Source organism: Streptomyces coelicoflavus (assembly GCF_045041415.1).
Lineage (GTDB): Bacteria > Actinomycetota > Actinomycetes > Streptomycetales > Streptomycetaceae > Streptomyces > Streptomyces coelicoflavus.
Window position 1 is genome coordinate 4,954,421 of sequence record NZ_CP108218.1, and the last position, 15,901, is coordinate 4,970,321.

The 15,901-nt window shown below is 70.4% G+C and carries 14 protein-coding genes and 1 tRNA gene; 3 read left to right on the top strand and 12 right to left on the bottom strand.

The features are described 5' to 3' along the window. Positions 1-42 precede the first annotated feature (42 nt). The 3 genes from OHA99_RS22145 to OHA99_RS22155 all read right to left on the bottom strand — a co-directional run bounded on the left by OHA99_RS22145 (position 43) and on the right by OHA99_RS22155 (position 3,022). A complete protein-coding gene (locus OHA99_RS22145) occupies positions 43-1,218 on the bottom strand; it encodes a CaiB/BaiF CoA transferase family protein (RefSeq protein WP_405697406.1) in 1,176 nt (391 codons plus the stop codon). A 119-nt stretch (positions 1,219-1,337) separates the two neighbouring features. Further along, entirely contained in the window at positions 1,338-2,015 is a 678-nt protein-coding gene (locus OHA99_RS22150) for a TetR/AcrR family transcriptional regulator (RefSeq protein WP_007450660.1), read from the bottom strand. Continuing rightward, on the bottom strand, positions 2,012-3,022 hold the full coding sequence (locus OHA99_RS22155; protein WP_405697409.1) for an acyl-CoA desaturase: 1,011 nt from the start codon (positions 3,020-3,022) through the stop codon (positions 2,012-2,014). The genes OHA99_RS22150 and OHA99_RS22155 overlap by 4 nt, the downstream gene beginning before the upstream one ends. Positions 3,023-3,325: 303 nt before the next feature. Between OHA99_RS22155 and ppc the strand changes: the two genes are divergently transcribed. Continuing rightward, positions 3,326-6,061, top strand: a complete 2,736-nt coding sequence (gene ppc / locus OHA99_RS22160; RefSeq protein WP_153179471.1) for a phosphoenolpyruvate carboxylase — start codon at positions 3,326-3,328, stop codon at positions 6,059-6,061. A 221-nt stretch (positions 6,062-6,282) separates the two neighbouring features. Here ppc and OHA99_RS22165 read toward each other — a convergent pair whose 3' ends face one another. The 7 genes from OHA99_RS22165 to OHA99_RS22195 form a co-directional block, all read right to left on the bottom strand. After that, entirely contained in the window at positions 6,283-6,801 is a 519-nt protein-coding gene (locus OHA99_RS22165; protein WP_366472099.1) for a hypothetical protein, read from the bottom strand. A gap of 52 nt (positions 6,802-6,853) precedes the next feature. Continuing rightward, positions 6,854-7,450, bottom strand: coding sequence for an aminoacyl-tRNA hydrolase (gene pth, locus OHA99_RS22170; protein ID WP_007450653.1), 597 nt, complete (start codon positions 7,448-7,450; stop codon positions 6,854-6,856). Positions 7,451-7,562: 112 nt separating this feature from the next. Then, entirely contained in the window at positions 7,563-8,150 is a 588-nt protein-coding gene (locus OHA99_RS22175) for a 50S ribosomal protein L25/general stress protein Ctc (protein ID WP_007450652.1), read from the bottom strand. A gap of 224 nt (positions 8,151-8,374) precedes the next feature. Beyond that, the gene (locus OHA99_RS22180; protein WP_007450650.1) at positions 8,375-9,349 is read right to left on the bottom strand and encodes a ribose-phosphate diphosphokinase; all 975 of its coding nucleotides are present in this window, start codon (positions 9,347-9,349) and stop codon (positions 8,375-8,377) included. Between the two features lie 131 nt (positions 9,350-9,480). Beyond that, positions 9,481-10,929, bottom strand: coding sequence for a bifunctional UDP-N-acetylglucosamine diphosphorylase/glucosamine-1-phosphate N-acetyltransferase GlmU (gene glmU, locus OHA99_RS22185; RefSeq protein WP_108990171.1), 1,449 nt, complete (start codon positions 10,927-10,929; stop codon positions 9,481-9,483). Positions 10,930-11,048: 119 nt separating this feature from the next. Next, a tRNA-Gln gene (locus OHA99_RS22190) sits at positions 11,049-11,124 on the bottom strand. A 14-nt stretch (positions 11,125-11,138) separates the two neighbouring features. Next, a complete protein-coding gene (locus OHA99_RS22195; RefSeq protein WP_165685763.1) occupies positions 11,139-11,999 on the bottom strand; it encodes a hypothetical protein in 861 nt (286 codons plus the stop codon). Between the two features lie 134 nt (positions 12,000-12,133). On the opposite strand from OHA99_RS22195, the gene OHA99_RS22200 reads away from it, so the two are divergent. Next, positions 12,134-13,450, top strand: a complete 1,317-nt coding sequence (locus OHA99_RS22200) for a sensor histidine kinase (RefSeq protein ID WP_153179473.1) — start codon at positions 12,134-12,136, stop codon at positions 13,448-13,450. A gap of 75 nt (positions 13,451-13,525) precedes the next feature. On the opposite strand, the gene OHA99_RS22205 is transcribed toward OHA99_RS22200, so the two are convergent. Further along, on the bottom strand, positions 13,526-14,023 hold the full coding sequence (locus OHA99_RS22205) for an SUKH-3 domain-containing protein (RefSeq protein ID WP_153179474.1): 498 nt from the start codon (positions 14,021-14,023) through the stop codon (positions 13,526-13,528). A gap of 47 nt (positions 14,024-14,070) precedes the next feature. Beyond that, positions 14,071-14,616, bottom strand: coding sequence for a YwqJ-related putative deaminase (locus OHA99_RS22210; protein WP_153179475.1), 546 nt, complete (start codon positions 14,614-14,616; stop codon positions 14,071-14,073). A gap of 291 nt (positions 14,617-14,907) precedes the next feature. Here OHA99_RS22210 and OHA99_RS22215 point away from each other — a divergent pair, with 291 nt between their 5' ends. Then, positions 14,908-15,900 carry an SMI1/KNR4 family protein gene (locus OHA99_RS22215; RefSeq protein WP_405697416.1) on the top strand — a complete coding sequence of 331 codons (993 nt, stop codon included), beginning with the start codon at positions 14,908-14,910 and terminating at the stop codon, positions 15,898-15,900. The last annotated feature ends 1 nt before the right edge of the window (position 15,901 follow it).

Sequence of the window (15,901 nt, forward strand, 5' to 3'; positions counted from 1 at the left end):
CCCGACCTCCGCCCCGGTCCCCGCCCCGACCTCCGGCCGGGCTCACGCCACGCCGTCCGCGGCGAGCGCGTCGATGTCCTCCCCCGACAGCCCGAGACCGCCGAGGATGGCGCGGGTGTGCTCGCCCAGCGCCGGGACCGCCTCCATGCGGGGCGCCGCGCCGGTCGGGCCGGGCGGCGCCGTCGCCGGGACGGGACCGGCCGGTGTGGGCACCTCGTGCAGGCGTCCGCGTGCGGCCAGCTGAGGGTGGTCCCACACCTCGGCGAGCGTGTTCACCCGGGCGTTGGCCACCGGCACCGCGTCCAGCAACTCGATCGCCTCGGCCGCGGTCAGCTGCGCGAACCGCGCCGCGATCAGCTCGCCCAGCGCCTCCCGGTGGGTGTCGCGGTCCGTGTTGGTGGCGTAGTCCGGATGATCGGCCAGCTCCGGACGGTCCAGGAAGCGCGCGCAGAAGCCGTGCCACTCGCGCTCGTTCTGCACCGCCGTCATCACGACCTTCCCGTCGCCCGCCGTGAACGGGCCGTACGGGTAGATCGTCGCGTGCGCCGCCCCCGCCCGCGGCGGCGGCTCGGCCCCTTCGAAGGAGTAGTACAGCGGGAAGCCCAGCCACTCCACGGTGGCCTCCAGCATCGACACGTCCAGGTGCGTGCCCCGTCCCGTCCGGCCGCGTTCGAGGAGCGCGGCGAGGACCGAGCTGTACGCGTGCATCCCGGCGGCGATGTCCGACACCGGGATGCCCGCCTTCGCCATGCCGTCCGGCGTACCCGTGACCGACAGCAGCCCCGCCTCGGACTGCACCAGCAGGTCGTACGCCTTGCGGTCCGCGTAGGGGCCCGGTGCGCCGTAGCCCGAGATGTCGCACACGATCAGCGCCGGATGCGCCGCCCGCAGCCCCTCGGCGTCCAGCCCGGCCCGGGCCGCGGCGCCCGGCGCCAGGTTCTGGAGGAATACGTCGGCGTCCGCGATCAGCCGGCGCAGCAGCTCCAGGCCCCGCGGGTCCTTGAAGTCCAGGGTGAGGGACTCCTTGTTGCGGTTGGCCCACACGAAGTGCGAGCTCAGACCCCGCACCCGGGTGTCGTACGCCCGGGCGAAGTCCCCCGTCCCCGGGCGCTCCACCTTGATCACCCGCGCGCCGAGGTCGGCGAGCTGACGGCTGGCGTAGGGAGCGGCGATCGCCTGCTCCAGCGAGACGACGGTGACTCCGCGCAGCGGTTGCATGCCCTCAGCTCTCCAGCTCTCCAGCTCTCCAGCTCTTGGCCCTCAGCTCTCGAGTCTCAGCTCTCGGGTCTCGGCCCTCAGCTCTCGGGTCTGAGCTTCAGGCTCTGGGCTCGCGGCCTTCAGCTCTTCCGGTGCCCTATCAGCCGCGGCTTCGGTTCCAGGCCGTCCAGGCCGTGCCACGCCAGGTTCACCAGGTGCGCCGCCACCTCCGCCTTCTTCGGGCGGCGCACGTCCAGCCACCACTGGCCGGTCAGCGCCACCATGCCCACCAGTGCCTGCGCGTACAGCGGGGCCAGCTTGGCGTCGAAGCCGCGGCTCTTGAACTCCCGGCCCAGGATGTCCTCCACCTGGGTGGCGATGTCCGAGATGAGGGACGCGAACGAGCCCGTCGACTGCGGGATGGGGGAGTCGCGGACCAGGATGCGGAAGCCGTCCGTGTACTCCTCGATGTAGTCCAGCAGCGCGAAGGCCGCCTGCTCGCACAGCTCCCGCGGATGGCCCGCGGTCAGCGAGCCGGTCACCATGTCGAGCAGCCGCCGCATCTCGCGGTCCACGACCACCGCGTACAGCCCCTCCTTGCCGCCGAAGTGCTCGTACACCACCGGCTTGGACACCCCGGCCTTCGCCGCGATCTCCTCCACCGACGTGCCCTCGAAACCCTTCGCCGCGAAGAGGGTGCGGCCGATCTCCAGCAGCTGCTGGCGGCGCTCGGCACCGGTCATCCGGGTGCGACGTGCCCGCCGCGGCTTCTCGTTGCTCGGGGTGCTGCTGGAGTCGGTCGCCACGGCGTCAATCATGCCGCCTTCGCCGTCTCCTTCCGGCGGCGGGCGCCGTCTTGATCCGTGTTGCGGCGCGAATCGATACGCGAGCGTGACGGCCAGCGCACGTCGTACGCCCACCCCAGCTGCTCGAACCAGCGGATCAGCCGGGCAGAGGAGTCCAGCTGCCCGCGCATCACGCCGTGCCGCGCCGAGGTCGGGTCCGCGTGGTGCAGGTTGTGCCAGGACTCACCGCAGGACAGCACCGCCAGCCACCACACGTTGCCCGAACGGTCCCGGGACTTGAAGGGGCGCTTGCCCACGGCGTGGCAGATCGAGTTGATCGACCAGGTCACATGGTGCAGCAACGCCACCCGCACGAGTGAACCCCAGAAGAACCCGGTGAACGCCCCCCACCAGGACATCGTGACCAGCCCGCCGATCAGCATGGGCAGCGCCAGGGACACCGCCGTCCACAGGATGAACTGGCGGGAGATCGCCCGCAGCGCCGGGTCCTTGATCAGGTCCGGGGCGTACTTGTCCTGCGGCGTCTGCTCCTCGTCGAACATCCATGCGATGTGCGCCCACCACAGGCCCTTCATCAGGGCCCGCACCGTCTCGCCGTACCGCCACGGCGAATGCGGGTCGCCCTCGTCGTCGGAGAACTTGTGGTGCTTGCGGTGGTCGGCCACCCAGCGCACCAGCGGCCCCTCGACCGCCATCGACCCCGCGATCGCCAGCGCGATCTTCAACGGCCGCTTCGCCTTGAACGAACCATGGGTGAAGTGGCGGTGGAAGCCGATCGTGATGCCGTGACAGCCCAGGAAGTAGAAGAAGACCAGCAGCCCCAGGTCCAGCCAGCTCACCCCCCACCCCCACGCCAGCGGCACCGCCGCCACCAGCGCCAGGAACGGAAGGGTGATGAACAGCAGCAGCGTGATCTGCTCGATCGAGCGCTTCTGTTCACCGCCCAGCGTGGCGGAGTACGCCCCGCCGCCGTCGGCCGGCTGCGGAGCGTCTGGGATCACATCGGAACTCGAGGTCATGCGCGTCCCCTGTGGGGTCGAGGGTGGGGTCGGGGTGTGTCGCCGGTGTCGGCTCCGGGAACCATGCACGGGTTTCCTACGGTTCCGTAACCTACGGCGACGTAAGTATGGCAGTGCGTGGCCGCGCGGCAAGAGCCCCAGAGCCTGCGCGTCCTGGCCGACACCTATCCTGGAAGCCGGTCGGACAGCGCGGTCCGCTCTGATTACTTCCCGGACGTCCGGCCCGGTAAGCGGCGCCCGCCGCGCGAGACGGCCGTCCGGGTTCCCTCCAGACGAGCTTCAACACTGCAAGGAGCCGCACCTGTGAGCAGTGCCGACGACCAGACCACCACGACGACCAGCAGCGAGCTGCGCGCCGACATCCGCCGACTGGGTGATCTCCTCGGAGAGACGCTGGTCCGGCAGGAGGGCCCCGAGCTGCTGGACCTCGTCGAGAAGGTACGCCGACTCACCCGAGAGGACGGCGAGGCCGCCGCCGAACTGCTGCGCGGCACCGAACTGGAGACCGCCGCCAAGCTCGTCCGCGCCTTCTCCACCTACTTCCACCTCGCCAACGTCACCGAACAGGTCCACCGCGGCCGCGAGCTGGGCGCCAAGCGCGCCGCCGAGGGCGGACTCCTCGCCCGTACGGCCGACCGGCTGAAGGACGCCGACCCCGACCACCTGCGCGAGACCGTCCGCCACCTCAACGTGCGCCCCGTCTTCACCGCGCACCCCACCGAGGCCGCCCGCCGCTCCGTCCTCAACAAGCTGCGCCGCATCGCCGCCCTCCTGGACACCCCGGTCAACGAGTCAGACCGGCGCCGCCTCGACACCCGCCTCGCCGAGAACATCGACCTGGTGTGGCAGACCGACGAACTGCGCGTGGTCCGTCCCGAGCCCGCCGACGAGGCCCGCAACGCCATCTACTACCTCGACGAACTCCACGCCGGCGCCGTCGGCGACGTCTTGGAGGACCTGACCGCCGAGCTGGAGCGCGCCGGGGTCAAGCTCCCCGACGACACCCGCCCCCTCACCTTCGGCACCTGGATCGGCGGCGACCGCGACGGCAACCCCAACGTCACCCCCCAGGTGACCTGGGACGTCCTCATCCTCCAGCACGAACACGGCATCAACGACGCCCTGGAGATGATCGACGAACTGCGCGGCTTCCTCTCCAACTCCATCCGCTACGCCGGTGCGACCGAGGAACTGCTGTCCTCCCTCCAGACCGACCTGGAACGGCTCCCGGAGATCAGCCCCCGCTACAAGCGCCTCAACGCCGAGGAGCCCTACCGGCTCAAGGCCACCTGCATCCGGCAGAAGCTGGAGAACACCAAGCAGCGGCTCGCCAAGGGCACCCCCCACGAGGACGGCCGCGACTACCTCGGCACCGCCCAGCTCATCGACGACCTGCGCATCGTCCAGACCTCGCTGCGCGAGCACCGCGGCGGTCTCTTCGCCGACGGCCGCCTCGCCCGCACCATCCGCACCCTGGCCGCCTTCGGCCTCCAGCTCGCCACCATGGACGTCCGCGAACACGCCGACGCCCACCACCACGCCCTCGGCCAGCTCTTCGACCGGCTCGGCGAGGAGTCCTGGCGCTACGCCGACATGCCCCGCGACTACCGCACCAAGCTCCTCGCCAAGGAGCTGCGTTCCCGCAGGCCGCTCGCCCCCAGCCCGGCCCCCGTCGACGCGCCGGGCGAGAAGACCCTCGGCGTCTTCCAGACCGTCCGCCGCGCCCTGGAGGTCTTCGGGCCCGAGGTCATCGAGTCCTACATCATCTCCATGTGCCAGGGCGCCGACGACGTCTTCGCCGCGGCGGTGCTGGCCCGCGAGGCCGGACTGATCGACCTGCACGCCGGCTGGGCCAAGATCGGCATCGTGCCGCTCCTGGAGACCACCGACGAGCTCAAGGCCGCCGACACCATCCTCGAGGACCTGCTCGCCGACCCCTCCTACCGGCGCCTGGTCGCCCTGCGCGGCGACGTCCAGGAGGTCATGCTCGGCTACTCCGACTCCTCCAAGTTCGGCGGCATCACCACCAGCCAGTGGGAGATCCACCGCGCCCAGCGCCGCCTTCGCGACGTCGCCCACCGCTACGGCGTACGGCTGCGCCTCTTCCACGGCCGCGGCGGCACCGTCGGCCGCGGCGGCGGCCCCACCCACGACGCGATCCTCGCCCAGCCCTGGGGCACCCTGGAGGGCGAGATCAAGGTCACCGAGCAGGGCGAGGTCATCTCCGACAAGTACCTCATCCCGGCCCTCGCCCGGGAGAACCTGGAGCTGACCGTCGCGGCCACCCTCCAGGCTTCCGCCCTGCACACCGCGCCCCGCCAGTCCGACGAGGCCCTGGCCCGCTGGGACGCCGCGATGGACGTCGTCTCCGACGCCGCCCACACCGCCTACCGGCACCTGGTCGAGGACCCCGACCTGCCCACCTACTTCCTGGCCTCCACCCCGGTCGACCAGCTCGCCGACCTGCACCTGGGCTCGCGGCCCTCCCGCCGCCCCGGCTCCGGCGTCTCGCTCGACGGACTGCGCGCCATCCCGTGGGTGTTCGGCTGGACCCAGTCCCGGCAGATCGTCCCCGGCTGGTACGGCGTCGGCTCCGGCCTCAAGGCCCTGCGCGAGGCGGGCCTGGACACCGTCCTGGACGAGATGCACCAGCAGTGGCACTTCTTCCGGAACTTCATCTCCAACGTCGAGATGACCCTCGCCAAGACCGACCTGCGCATCGCCCAGCACTACGTCGACACCCTCGTGCCGGACGAGCTCAAGCACGTCTTCGACACCATCAAGGCCGAGCACGAGCTCACCGTCGCCGAGGTCCTGCGCGTCACCGGCGAGAGCGAACTGCTGGACGCCGACCCGGTCCTCAAGCAGACCTTCACCATCCGCGACGCCTACCTCGACCCCATCTCCTACCTCCAGGTCGCCCTCCTCGGCCGCCAGCGCGAGGCCGCCGCCGCGAACGAGGACCCGGACCCGCTCCTCGCCCGGGCCCTCCTCCTCACGGTCAACGGCGTAGCAGCAGGCCTCCGCAACACGGGTTGACGCAACCCCCCCGACTGCGGGCAGTCGCGCCGCCCACCCGCCCCCCAACCTGCGGGCAGTCGTGCCGCTGGGGCGGCACGGGTGGGCGCAGGCGGTACCCCGCGAGCGCCGGGCAGCGCGTCCCACCCCGCGCCCACCCCGACGCAGGCGCACATGAAAACACCGGTGCCCCCGAGCTCGTACAAGAGCCCGGGGGCACCCTCACGTCGTACCCGAAAACCTCACACCGCGAAGAACGCCGCCGTCAGCAGCGCAACCCCCACCCCCGCCATCCCCCAAGCCACCCGAGTCCGCCGCAGCCCCCCGGCCACCACCACCGACGCCAGCAGCAACGCCCCACCCAACGGCACCCATGCGTACAGCATCCCCGCCGGCCCCGACCGCACCGCGTCGCCACTCCCGGGCTTCAACACCACGCTGTACGTCCGTCCCTTCGCCACCGCGACCGAGTCCTCGATGACGACCCGCTCCCGCGCCTGCGACCCCGCCGACACCGGCGCGTACGGCCCACTGCACACCCCGTCACCGCACCGCGTCACCTCGACCGTGCCCTGCTCCCGCCCCTTGGTCAGCAGCACGTGCTGCGCCGTACCCCACGACGCCCACACCCCCGCGATCAGGATCAGCGCGGCCACCGTCCCCATCGCCGCGACCCGGCCGAACCGCAGCAGAACAGAGGAGGCGGACGACGCCTGACGGGCACGAGCGGCGGCGGCAGAGGCAGGCATGGCCGGGATCATTGGCCATACCTACGCGGCCGGTCAACTCACCGGCGTACCAACGACGGACAAGTCAGGAGTTGTACGCGCTCTGCGCCCGCTCGAGCCCCTCGATCACCAGAGCCTCCACCGCGTCCGCCGCCCGGTCGACGAAGTAGTCCAGCTCCTTGCGCTCCGCCGACGAGAAGTCCCGCAGCACGAAGTCCGCCACCGGCATCCGCCCCGGCGGCCGCCCGATCCCGAACCGCACCCGGTGGTAGTCCGCACCCAGCGACTTCGTGATCGACTTCAGCCCGTTGTGCCCGTTGTCCCCGCCGCCCAGCTTCAGCCGCAGCACGCCGTAGTCGATGTCCAGCTCGTCGTGCACCGCGACGATGTTGCCGACCGGAACCTTGTAGAAGTCCCGCAGCACCGTCACCGGGCCGCCCGACACGTTCATGAACGACATGGGCTTCGCCAGGATCACCCGCCGGTTCGCGGGCCCGGGCGGACCGATCCGCCCCTCCACCACCTGCGCCTGCGCCTTGCCGTGCCGCTTGAAACGCGCCCCCATCCGCTCCGCCAGCAGGTCCGCCACCATGAAACCGACGTTGTGCCGGTTCGCGGCGTACTCGCCGCCCGGATTGCCGAGGCCGGCCACCAGCCAGGGAGCGCCCGCGTCCGTCGTCACGTCCTTGTCTCCTTCGTATCCCTCGTACCCGTCCGTACCCGTCCACACATACGCGTCGGCCGCTGCCCCGCACGGGAACAGCGGCCGACCACACGATGACCGAGAGGAAGGATCAGGCCTCCGCGGCCTCGTCGTCACCCTCGGCCGGGGCCTCCTCGGCCTGCGCCGACAGAACCTGGAGCACCACGGTCTCCGGCTCGACGGCCAGCTTCACGCCGGACGGCAGCTCGATGTCCTTGGCGAGGACCGAGGCCGGCGCCTCCAGGCCCGCCACCGACACGGTGACCTGCTGCGGGATGTGCGTGGCCTCGGCCTCGACCGGCAGCGCGTCCAGGACGTACTCCAGCAGGAAGCCGCCCGGGGCCAGCTCGCCCTCGGCCTGCACCGGGATGTCGACGGTCACGGTCTCGCCGCTCTTGACCATCAGCAGGTCCACGTGCTCGAGGAAACCCTTGATCGGGTCGCGCTGCACCGACTTCGGGATCACCAGCTGGGTGCCCTTGCCGTCGATGAGCAGGTTGATCAGAACGTTCGGCGTACGCAGCGCCATCAGCAGGTCGTGACCCGGCAGCGTCACGTGCAGCGGCTCGAGACCGTGCTCGTACACCACACCGGGAACCTTGTTGTCACGGCGGATACGGCGCGCGGCACCCTTGCCGAACTCGGTACGCGTCTCGACTGCGATCTTGACCTCAGGCATGGTCACTCCTCGTGGAAAACAGGAACGGACGTGGTCACCCGGCCACGAACGGCCTGCTACGAAGAGCGCGTCGATAACGGAGAGCCACACCCGCGAACACGAGTACGGCCTCCCTCGCCGAGCAACTTCAGCAGTCTACTCGGAGAGGAAGGCCGTACCCAAAACGATCAACAGGCGGGACCCGGACGGGGAACGGCACCTGCAGAACGGTTACTGCACAACGCTCACTGCTCGTCGAACAGGCTCGTCACCGAACCGTCCTCGAACACCTCACGCACCGCACGCGCGATCGTCGGCGCGATCGACAGCACCGTGATCTTGTCCAGCTCCAGCTCGTTCGGCGTCGGCAGCGTGTCCGTGAACACGAACTCGCTCACCTTCGAGTTCTTCAGCCGGTCCGCCGCCGGACCCGACAGCACACCGTGCGTCGCCGTCACGATGACGTCCTCCGCACCGTGCGCGAACAGCGCGTCCGCCGCCGCACAGATCGTGCCGCCCGTGTCGATCATGTCGTCCACCAGGACGCAGATACGCCCCTTCACGTCACCCACGACCTCGTGCACCGTGACCTGGTTCGCCACGTCCTTGTCACGCCGCTTGTGCACGATCGCCAGCGGCGCGCCCAGACGGTCGCACCAGCGGTCCGCCACCCGCACCCGGCCCGCGTCCGGCGACACCACCGTCAGCTTCGAACGGTCCACCTTCGCACCCACGTAGTCCGCGAGCAGCGGCAGCGCGAACAGGTGGTCCACCGGGCCGTCGAAGAAACCCTGGATCTGGTCCGTGTGCAGGTCCACCGTCAGAATCCGGTCCGCACCCGCCGTCTTCATCAGGTCCGCGACCAGACGCGCCGAGATCGGTTCACGCCCACGGTGCTTCTTGTCCTGCCGCGCGTAACCGTAGAACGGCACGATGACGGTGATGGAGCGGGCCGACGCGCGCTTCAGCGCGTCGATCATGATCAGCTGCTCCATGATCCACTTGTTGATCGGAGCCGTGTGGCTCTGGATCAGGAAGCAGTCCGCACCGCGCGCCGACTCCTGATAACGCACATAGATCTCACCGTTGGCGAAGTCGAAGGCCTTCGTCGGGACGACCCCGACACCCAGCTGATGGGCAACCTCCTCGGCAAGCTCGGGGTGTGCGCGGCCGGAGAAGAGCATCATCTTCTTCTCGCCGGTCGTCTTGATCCCGGTCACAGCACTTTCTCCTCAGAGGTTCGCAGCTGAGCTCATGGGCGCTCTCCCGACTGGCCGCGGGGGCGTCTCAGCTGGTGGGGTGCGGATGTGCACTTATCACGGTACGCCGTGTTCGACGCGCCGGTTTCCGGTCAGTCTTCGCCGCCCGCCTCGCGGGACACCGCCTCGGCCGCCTTCGCCGCCGCGCTCCCCGGACGCTTCCGGGCCACCCAACCCTCGATATTCCGCTGCTGGCCACGGGCCACGGCCAGCGAACCGGGGGGCACGTCCTTCGTGATCACCGAGCCGGCGGCGGTGTAGGCACCGTCTCCGACCGTGACAGGAGCCACAAACATGTTGTCCGAACCCGTACGGCAGTGCGAGCCGATCGTCGTGTGGTGCTTGTCCTGCCCGTCATAGTTCACGAACACGCTCGCGGCACCGATGTTCGAGAAATCACCGATCGTCGCGTCACCCATGTAGGAGAGGTGCGGAACCTTCGTCCCCTCGCCGATCGACGCGTTCTTCGCCTCGACGAACGTACCGATCTTCGACTTCAGACCCAGCCGCGTCCCCGGCCGCAGATACGCGTACGGACCCACGGACGCCTGCGGACCCACGTGCGCGCTGACGGCGACCGTGTTGTCCACCCGCGCCCCCGCGTCGACCCGGGTGTCCGTCAGCCGCGAATTCGGCCCGACCTCGCAGCCCTCGCCGAGATGCGTGGACCCGTGCAACTGCGTACCCGGGTGCACGATCGCGTCCTGCTCGAACGTCACCGTCACGTCCACCCACGTCGTCGCCGGGTCCACCACCGTCACGCCGGCCAGCATCGCCCCGGTCAGCAACCGGTCGTTCAGGATCCGGCGCGCCTCCGCCAACTGCACCCGGTTGTTGATCCCCGCGATCTCCCGGTGATCCCCGGCCACCGACGCACCGACCCGGTGCCCCGCCTCGCGCAGGATCCCCAGCACGTCCGTGAGGTACTCCTCACCCTGGCTGTTGTCCGTGCGCACCTTGCCCAGCGCGTCCGCGAGCAGCTGCCCGTCGAAGGCGAACACACCCGAATTGATCTCCCGGATCGCCCGCTGCGACTCCGAGGCGTCCTTGTGCTCCACGATCGCCGTGACCGCACCCGACGCCCCGTCCCGCACGATCCGCCCGTACCCCGTCGCGTCCGGCACCTCGGCCGTCAGCACGGTGACGGCGTTCCCGTCGGCGGAGTGCGTGGCCGCGAGCGCCCTGAGCGTCTCGCCGGTGAGGAGGGGAGTGTCCCCGCAGACCACCACCACGGTCCCGTCCACGGCACCGCCCAGCACCTCCAGACCGATCCGCACGGCGTGCCCGGTGCCGTTCTGCTGCTCCTGGACGGCGGTGCGTACGTCGGGGGCGACCTCGGCGAGGTGCGCGGTGACCTTCTCGCGGGCGTGCCCGACGACGGCGACCAGGTTCTCGGGGTCCAGCTCACCGGCCGCGGCGAGCACGTGCCCGACGAGGGACCGGCCGCACAGCTCGTGCAGGACCTTGGGAGTGGCCGACTTCATACGGGTGCCCTCACCCGCTGCGAGAACGACGACGGCTGCCGGGCGAATGGCGCTCACGGGATGCCCTTCGGCTGTTGAGGAGGTGGGGACATCCGCAGGATACCGGGGTGGTTTGAGGGGGACATGAGTGCGGGCCCTGACAGTGATGTCAGGGCCCGCGATGAGGTCACGCACGGTGGCTCCCCCGCAAGGATTCGAACCTTGTCCTGCTAGATCCAAAATCTAGTGTGCTGCCGGTTACACCACGGGGGAACGTGCGTCAGACCTTACCGGAGTCGTGTGATGGCGTCAGCGACGATCCCCGTCCACCAGCCTTCGATCCGGCGGTACAACTCGGCACTCTGTCGCACGGTGAGTACGAGACAACCGCGGTAGTCGTCGCCCGTGTTCTTGCGTACCGTCTTCGGATTGTGCCGCTTGAGCGTCGTCTTGCCGAAGGAGCTGCGGTCCGCCTGGACGACGTCTGCCCAGTAGGCCTCCGCTGACTCGACGTCGGCCGTCTCGTGAATCATTACGCGGTAGGTGATGCGCTCACGCTCGATGCTGAGCAGGTCCAGCCATGAGAGGAAGAGGCGGATCATGTCGGAGTCGCTGTTGACGAAAGTGACTCGTTCTCGTCGCGCATGTGGCTTGTCCTTGGTGCCCTCGGCCCAGTAGAGGGCCACGCCCAGCACGAACAGATCGCGATCGGACAACGCCCCGATTTCCGCTGCTGCGGCCTCCTTGGTCTGCTGTCGATGCTCCTCGCGCACCGCCAGCTCATGCTCCCAGCGCTTGCGTGCGGCCAGCCTGGCCTGTTCCGTTGGGTCACGTCGTTCCGGTTTCGGCAGGTCACGTACCCACAAGGAGATCGAACCCTTCGAGCATCCCAGCTCCGCTTCGATCTGGTCGTACGTCCAGCCTTGGAGGCGTAGCTCCCTGGCCTGCGCACGCAGGTCGCCCTTCGCGCGCGGTCGCTTCGTCCACTCCGGCGGCGGCTCGCCTTCCACAAGCCGGTTGAGGATGTCGTTGTTGAAGACCTTCAATTCGTCGCGGATCTGCCGAAGGCTGTAGCCGGCCCGCCGCAGCGCCACCGCCCGCTCCCGCAGCCCTTCGAAGTCCGCGTACTTGTTCTGTGAACGTGCCATGGGCATACCGTCCGGCCGGAATCTTCGGCTCCGGAGGTGAACGGTCCAGGGTTCACCAGTTCGAGGGATATCGCGTCGTATCGTTTGTCGAAAGTCACCGGAAAAGGGGCGCCCCGCGCCCGTAGGCTGGAGGCATGACCACGACGGGGGAAGACCACGTACCGGCCCGGGGTGGGCCTTGGTGGTGGGACAGGCGGCGCGGTGCGGTGCTCGATGTGAGCCTCGGTGTCGTGTCAGCGCTGGAGTGCGCGGCGGAGGGGGTTCCGTTCGCGCGGGACGCCGGGATTCCGGCGGCGACGGGGGTGTTGTTCGGGCTGCTGGCCGGTTCGGTGCTGGTGGTGCGGCGGAAGTGGCCGATCGCGGTGGTGCTGGTGGCGCTGGCCATCACGCCGGCCGAGATGGGCTTCCTGATGGGCGTCGTCGGCCTGTACACGCTGGCGGCGTCGGAGCTGCCGCGGCGGATCATCGGGGCCCTGGCGGGGATGACGTTCCTGGGGACGCTGGTCGTGACGTTCGTGCGGCTGGGGCAGGACATGGCGCGGGACGGTCTGGAGCTGGGGGACTGGTTCCTTCCGTTCGCGTCGATCGCGACATCGCTGGGGATGACCGCACCGCCGTTGCTGCTCGGCCTGTACGTGGGTCAGCGGCGCCGGCTGATGGAGAGTCTGCGGGAGCGGGCGGACAGCCTCGAGCGTGAGTTGCAGCTGCTCGCCGAGCGGGCGGAGGAGCGCGCGGAGTGGGCGCGTGGCGAGGAGCGGACGCGGATCGCGCGGGAGATGCACGACGTGGTGGCGCACCGGGTGAGTCTGATGGTGGTGCATGCGGCGGCGTTGCAGGCGGTGGCCCGGAAGGATCCGGAGAAGGCGGTGAAGAACGCGGCCCTGGTGGGGGACATGGGGCGGCAGGCGCTGACGGAGCTGCGGGAGATGCTCGGGGTGCTGCGCAGCGGTGGGGACGGTGCGCGTGCGGAGCGGGCGTCGGTGCCGTTGGCGGCGGTGGGGGTGGCGGCTGCGGCCGCGGCGTCGCGGGCGGCGGAGGGCGGGGACGCGTCGTCGGACGGGCCGTGTCTGTCGGAGCTGGACGAGCTGATCGGGCAGTCGGAGGCGGCCGGGATGGCCGTGGACCTGTCCGTGGAGGGGGAGGTGCGGGGGTATGCGGCGGAGGTGGAGTCGACGGCGTTCCGGGTGGTGCAGGAGGCGTTGACGAACGTGCACAAGCATGCGGCGGGCGCGAAGACGTATGTGCGGCTGGCGCACCGGGTGTCGGAGATCGCGATGCAGGTGGAGAACGAGCCGCCGCCGGAGCTGTCGGGTGAGGCGGCGCGGTTGCCGTCGGGGGGCAACGGGCTGGTGGGGATGAAGGAGCGGGTGGCCGCTCTGGGGGGTGTGTTCGTGTCGGGGCCGACCGATGCCGGGGGTTTCCGGGTGTCGGCGGTGATTCCGGCGTCGTAGGCGTCGTAGGTCTTGGCGGCGGGGTACGTCTCGTACGTCTCGCAGGCGTCGTAGGCCTTGGGGTCGCGTCCTGCGTCAGCCGGTGGTGGTGAGGCGGGCCGGCTGGGTGCCGGCGACGAGGGTGGCGAGGGCGGTGTCGATGGTGGGGCCGAGGTACCAGTCGCCGGTGTGGTCGAGGGCGTAGACGCGGCCTTCGGTGTCGATGGCGACGAGGGCCTGGCTGTCGGTCTCGGTGCCGAGGGGGCAGGCGTGGGTGTCGAGGGCGCGGCCGAGGTCGCCGAGGGTGCGGGCCATGTGGAGGCCGTGCAGGGGGTCGAGGTGCAGGGTCGCGGGGGCGAGCTGGCGGCCGGGTCCGGTGGGGGCGATGTGGAGGCCGCCGAATTCGGCCCAGGCCTCGACGGCGGCGGGGAAGACGGTGTGGCGGTGTCCTGCGGGTGAGGTGTGCTCGCGCAGGGTGTCGGCCCAGATCTCGGCCTGTTTGATGTCCCAGCGTCCGGGTTGCCAGCCGGCGTCGCGGAGTGCGGCGTCGACGGGGACGGGGAAGCGGGTGGTGGAGGTGCGGTCGGCTTGCATCGGCCCTTGGTTCGTCTCGGTCGGCTGGTTCGGCTCGGTCTGTGCGGTCAGCCCTTGTCCGTGGTGGGGTCGACGACGCGGACGCCGAAGTGGGCGGTGAGGGCGGTGCAGGCGCGGCAGGGGGCGGCGAAGGAGCCGTGGAGGGGGTCGCCGTCCTCGCGGATGCGGCGGGTGGTGAGTTTGGCGTGTTTGAGTGCTTTGCGGGCCTCGCCGTTGGTCATGGGTTTGCGTGCGGCGCGTTTGCTGCGTGCGGCGTCGGCGGTGGCGAGGTGCCGTGAGATGAGGATGGTCTCGGCGCAGCGCCCGGTGTAACGGTCTCGTTGGCCGCTGGTGAGGGTGTCGAGGAAGTCCTGGACGAGATGGTGCAGGGCGGGCGGTGCGTCGGCGCGTGTCGCGGTGCCGGTGAGGGTGGTGCCGCGTACGGAGAGGGCGGCGGCGACGGTGGGGAGTATGCCGTCGCGGCGGTGCCGGAGGGTGGGGGCCTGGGCGGCGTCGGTGCTGCTCCAGCCGATGCGGGGGTCGCCGCCGCGCGGGTCGCCGCCACGGGGGTCGTCGGACCGCCCGGTGTCGGGTCCGGTCTGTGTCGCACTCATGATCGTTTCCCCTCCTGAGCATCCCCCCGAAGGTCACAGGGTGCCAAATCCCGTGGCTGCTGCGGAAGCTGGGGCGTGGCGACACGCCCGGGTATGGGCGGTGTGTCACGGGAGGGTGACGGCTGGTCACGGAAGCGGGGCGGCGGCTGCCGGGTGCGGGGTCCGGCGCCGGTGACCCCTCTGGCCGTACCGCATAGGCTGTCGGCACCGCGATCGGACGCGGTGCCATCAGACAGTGCAGGCAGATCAGACGGATCTGGCAGCAGACAGACGCCGCAGGGGGCAACCGCCATGACGACAGGTCGGCTCGGGCAAGCAGCCGCGCCGCCGAACGCGGCCTATGCCGGGCAGGTCGTGCATTTCCCGGATCCGGTGCGTGCGGCCCGTCACCCGAGAGGGGTACGGGTGGACGCGGGTGGTTACCCCGTTTTCTCGCCGTACGCGCGTGCGGTCGCGGAGATCGCGGATCCGCCGGAGGGGTTCGGGGTCGACGAGCTGCGGCTGACGGACTACGTGTCGGCGAACGCGGCCCTGTCGGCGTCGGGGCACGAGCTGTGGGACACGGTGCCGGCGGTGGCGACGCCGCACGGCTGGACGTGGCACCACGCGGTGGGTTCGCGGCGCATGGAGCTGGTTCCGGTCGAGGTGAAGGCGCTGCTGCGGCACCACGGCGGGATCTCGACGGCGGTGGTGGACCAGGGCAAGCGCGGCACGCGGCCGTTGCAGGAGACGAGTCCGGTGCACTTCGGTCTGCCGAAGTCGGGGGTGGCCGTCACGGAGCAGCAGGTGCAGGGGGTCGAGGAGGACCTCGGGTACCGGCTGCCGGGCGCCTACCGGTCGTTCCTGAAGGCGGCGGGCGGCTGTGCGCCGGTGGGTACGGCGCTCGACGCGGAGCTGGGGCTGCTGGTGGACCAGCCGTTCTTCACGGTGCGTGAGGAGGCGGCGGTCAACGACCTGGTCTATGTCAACAAGTGTCTGCGGGACCATCTGACGAAGGACTACCTGGGCGTCGCGTTCGTCCAGGGCGGTCTGCTCGCGGTGAAGGTGAAGGGCGAGCGGATCGGATCGGTGTGGTTCTGCGCCTACGACGACGTGCGGGACGTGGACCCGTCGTGGCCGCCGGCGGACCGCGTGGAGCGGCTGCTGCTGCCGTGCGGTGAGGACTTCGACGCCTTCCTGTCGCGCCTGGCGGGCTCGCCGCCGGAGCTGGAGACGGTGGCGAACCTGATGGTGGACGGCGGGTTCGCGCGTGCGGTGCCCGCGTCTGCGCCGGTAGGGGAGTGAG

Coding starts and splice junctions, on each gene's coding strand:
- OHA99_RS22145 (WP_405697406.1), bottom strand. CDS start 1,218: ATGCAACCGCTGCGCGGAGTCACCGTCGTCTCGCTGGAGCAGGCGATC.
- OHA99_RS22150 (WP_007450660.1), bottom strand. CDS start 2,015: ATGATTGACGCCGTGGCGACCGACTCCAGCAGCACCCCGAGCAACGAG.
- OHA99_RS22155 (WP_405697409.1), bottom strand. CDS start 3,022: ATGACCTCGAGTTCCGATGTGATCCCAGACGCTCCGCAGCCGGCCGAC.
- OHA99_RS22165 (WP_366472099.1), bottom strand. CDS start 6,801: ATGATCCCGGCCATGCCTGCCTCTGCCGCCGCCGCTCGTGCCCGTCAG.
- OHA99_RS22175 (WP_007450652.1), bottom strand. CDS start 8,150: ATGCCTGAGGTCAAGATCGCAGTCGAGACGCGTACCGAGTTCGGCAAG.
- OHA99_RS22195 (WP_165685763.1), bottom strand. CDS start 11,999: ATGGCACGTTCACAGAACAAGTACGCGGACTTCGAAGGGCTGCGGGAG.
- OHA99_RS22200 (WP_153179473.1), top strand. CDS start 12,134: ATGACCACGACGGGGGAAGACCACGTACCGGCCCGGGGTGGGCCTTGG.
- OHA99_RS22205 (WP_153179474.1), bottom strand. CDS start 14,023: ATGCAAGCCGACCGCACCTCCACCACCCGCTTCCCCGTCCCCGTCGAC.
- OHA99_RS22210 (WP_153179475.1), bottom strand. CDS start 14,616: ATGAGTGCGACACAGACCGGACCCGACACCGGGCGGTCCGACGACCCC.
- OHA99_RS22215 (WP_405697416.1), top strand. CDS start 14,908: ATGACGACAGGTCGGCTCGGGCAAGCAGCCGCGCCGCCGAACGCGGCC.